The following is a 3,239-nucleotide window of genomic DNA, read 5'->3' as shown; positions in this document are numbered from 1 at the left end:
ATCAAATAATCACTATAAAGATCAAGCATATCCATTTAATTCCCTCCCTAAAATTAAGGGCGGAATTCTAATGCTTTTTAGTCAAACTACAAGTTTATGTGCGTAACATGAGTTAATAACACCAATTAATTGAGTTAACAAAACCATTTCTTCAGATGGCGTCTTTTCAGAGGAGAAATCGTATTGTTCTTCTAGTTTTGCAAGTTGCTGATTAATTGCCTTGTATAGGCCTAAATTTTCACTTTTGATTTCGTTCGCTTTTTGTAACTTTGGAAATTGCACGGCAGTATAAGGAACAAAGAAGCCTACAGCTAAGGTCATAAAGCCACGGGAGTAAGTGCTGCATTCGTTACCTAGGTTGCCCATTACATAAGAAAAGAATGCGGTAGTGACAAGATAACTTCCACCCACAACCATCTCCCGCCAAGAGGCATGTGACCATAAACCCCAATCGCGTTCATTCAACTCAAGGTACATAACAAAAATCCTTTTTTGTAAATTTAGTGCAGTATACAACAAAGTTTTGTTTGGTAAATAGGTAGTTTCCATGTTTTTATTATTGTTTATTTACTAGGATAACTGCCTCCATTACACTAAGGTAAAATTGATAAATGGGGATTTTTTTGATTACTAATAATAAAGTTTTTCAATGGACTGTGATTGGCGCGGGTCCTGCTGGAATTGCTGCTGTAGGTAAACTACTTGATAATGGGATTTCTGCTGATCAAATTTTGTGGTGCGACCCTCATTTCAAAGTGGGTGATTTAGGGATGTATTGGGCGAATGTTTCTAGTAATACCAAGGCTAAATTATTTACTGATTTCTTAAATGCTTCCACTGCCTTTGCTTATGAATTTGCAGAAGAAAATTTTGCGTTAAAAGATTTAAATCCTGAGGAAACCTGTACCTTAAAATATGTCGTGGAGCCTTTACAATGGGTATCTAACCATTTACTCAAACAAGTTGATGCTCAACGTACGACAATTCATAGTATGTCTTTATCGGAGCGACTTTGGTCCTTACATGATGGTAAACAAACCTATAAAACGCATAACGTTATTCTGGCTACGGGCGCATTACCTTCTAATTTAAATTATCCTGGAGTAGATGTCATTCCATTTGACACGGCCATTGATAAAGAGCGCTTAGGGCAAGTCATCAATCGAGATGAAACCTATGCTGTTTTTGGTTCGTCGCATTCTGCAATCATTATTTTACGTTATTTAGTAGAAATGGGAGTGAAAAAGGTTATCAATTTTTATCGCTCTCCCTGCCGCTATGCCCTAGACATGAAGGATTGGATTCTTTTTGACAATACGGGTTTAAAAGGGCAGACAGCTCTTTGGGCAAGAGAGAATATTGATGGGGTATTACCGCCCAATTTAGTACGTTACAACACAACAGAACCTAACATTGCCCGCTATTTACCAGAATGCACTAAGGTGATTTATGCCGTAGGCTTTGAGAAACGAAAAAATTTAGTTATTGGTAATTATGAGGACACCAAGCATAACCCTTATGTTGGCATTATCGGACCAGGTTTGTTCGGCTTTGGAATTGCCTACCCCGAACTTAAAGCCGACCCGTTCGGTAGTGTGGAGTCACAAGTGGGTTTGTGGAAGTTTATGGTCTATTTAAATCGTGTGATGCCCGTTTGGTTTAAATATCATACCTAAAGTATAGATGAGCTTATTAGCCTGTAGAAAATGAGGACGGTTAAAGCGCGACGTTCTTTGTCATCCCTAAAAGGGATGACAAAGAACGAGTTATTTTTCTATAACAATAAAACCACGTGATGCATTACCATCCATAGTATTCATCGCTTTATAAAGGTCAGAAGCCTTTACCCAGCAAGCATGGTATTTATAACGCGCAACATCTAAGAATAAAAAGCGATCGCTCTCTTTGTCATAGGCTGCTACGGGAGAGTGGTGTCCTCCTCCTTGTTCTGATATGCCGGTGCGTAATAAATTCGCAATTACCGGTTTATTATGTTGCAAAGCATCTTTTATCATGGTTCTTGTTTTGTCTAAGGACAATTGATTAGCATGATAAGCTGTTGCGTGAACGCCATGGGTATTGATTGCAGCGGCAAGTTGATCAAGAGTCATGCCCGATTTTGCTACATCTTCTTTTTTGGCGATTTTTGCAACCTCATCGGTAAAAAAATTTTCTTGGGTAAAATATTTAAACGGCTTATGTTGCAAGTCATCTGGCGGTGGTACATTTAAAGCATTAAGAATTATCGTGGCACTTGCTACATTACAAAAAGTAACACTGTCTTGAGTAAGGTAATTTTGTAATAAACTTAAGGTGGTGTCATTAGCGCTTCTCTTCAATAATTTTTGGCCTGAGGAACTGGTAAAATCAATTACGTTAGCGGGAAGAGGTAAAACCGCTTGGGCATTATAGATAAATGAACATGAGAGCAGGGCAATACTCAGCCATTTTTTCATTGTCAACACTCCTTGTAGTGCTTCTCTTCCTAGTTAATAAAAGAGAAGCAAAAGTTAATTTAGTTCAATTTATTTATAGTGATCCTAAATAATCTTTTTTACCAATATCTAAACCATTATGACGCAAAATCGCATATGCCATGCTGATATGAAAATAAAAATTGGGTAGCGCAAAATGTAGGGTAAACTCTTGGCCTTTAAATTGTAACTCCTGTCCTGCGACTTTGAGCGTAATGGACCGTTCTTCACTACCATCGATTTGTGAGGCATTAACAGTTTTTAAAAAATTAATGGTTTTAGTTAGGCGCTCATCTAATTGCGAAAAGGTGGTTTCCGTATCTGGAAAACTGGGAATTTCTAAATTGGCTAAGCGAGCAGCACAGCCTTTTGCCGCATCAGTAGCAATTTGAATTTGGCGTGCAAAAGGAAACATATCAGGAGCAAGACGAGCATTAATCAATGCGGAAGGATCAATTTTTTTACTTTCAGCATAATGATCGGCTTTTTTTAAAATAGTGGATAAATTAGTTAACATGCTGATAAAAACAGGAACAGTAGCTTTATACATTGAGATAGACATAGTTCTTCCTAAGTTAATGATTAAAAATATCCTACAGCTACAACTGAATTGAATAAAATATAGCAAAGAAAGTAATAGTTTACTAATTTACTCATGTTACGCACGGTCAATTTTAAGCTGCCATATTTTTAAGCTCCTGCCAAGCAATCTGGTTCGCTCTAAGAATCAATTTGTACTTAATAGCAAAGTGATTTAAATGAGTT

4 protein-coding genes are annotated in these 3,239 nt (G+C 37.2%); 1 reads left to right on the top strand and 3 read right to left on the bottom strand.

The window, feature by feature from the left end; translation table 11 throughout:
* Window positions 1-81: 81 nt before the first annotated feature.
* Entirely contained in the window at window positions 82-477 is a 396-nt protein-coding gene (locus tag ELY15_RS14825; protein ID WP_127101378.1) for a hypothetical protein, read from the bottom strand.
* 149 nt (window positions 478-626) lie between these two features.
* On the opposite strand from ELY15_RS14825, the gene ELY15_RS14820 reads away from it, so the two are divergent.
* The gene (locus tag ELY15_RS14820) at window positions 627-1,676 is read left to right on the top strand and encodes an FAD-dependent oxidoreductase (protein WP_233586824.1); all 1,050 of its coding nucleotides are present in this window, start codon (window positions 627-629) and stop codon (window positions 1,674-1,676) included.
* A gap of 90 nt (window positions 1,677-1,766) precedes the next feature.
* Here the strand turns inward: ELY15_RS14820 and ELY15_RS14815 are convergent, their stop codons facing one another.
* Both ELY15_RS14815 and ELY15_RS14810 read right to left on the bottom strand, forming a co-directional pair.
* Window positions 1,767-2,456: a phytochelatin synthase family protein gene (locus ELY15_RS14815; protein WP_127101374.1), complete on the bottom strand. Its 690-nt coding sequence runs from the start codon at window positions 2,454-2,456 to the stop codon at window positions 1,767-1,769.
* A 73-nt stretch (window positions 2,457-2,529) separates the two neighbouring features.
* The gene (locus ELY15_RS14810; protein WP_127101372.1) at window positions 2,530-3,036 is read right to left on the bottom strand and encodes a DUF1993 family protein; all 507 of its coding nucleotides are present in this window, start codon (window positions 3,034-3,036) and stop codon (window positions 2,530-2,532) included.
* Window positions 3,037-3,239: the final 203 nt, after the last annotated feature.

This window comes from Legionella sp. km772 (assembly GCF_003989735.1).
Taxonomy (GTDB): Bacteria; Pseudomonadota; Gammaproteobacteria; order Legionellales; family Legionellaceae; genus Legionella.
The sequence above is the reverse complement of the archived record's forward strand: the minus strand, read 5'-3'. Positions and strand labels throughout refer to the sequence as shown.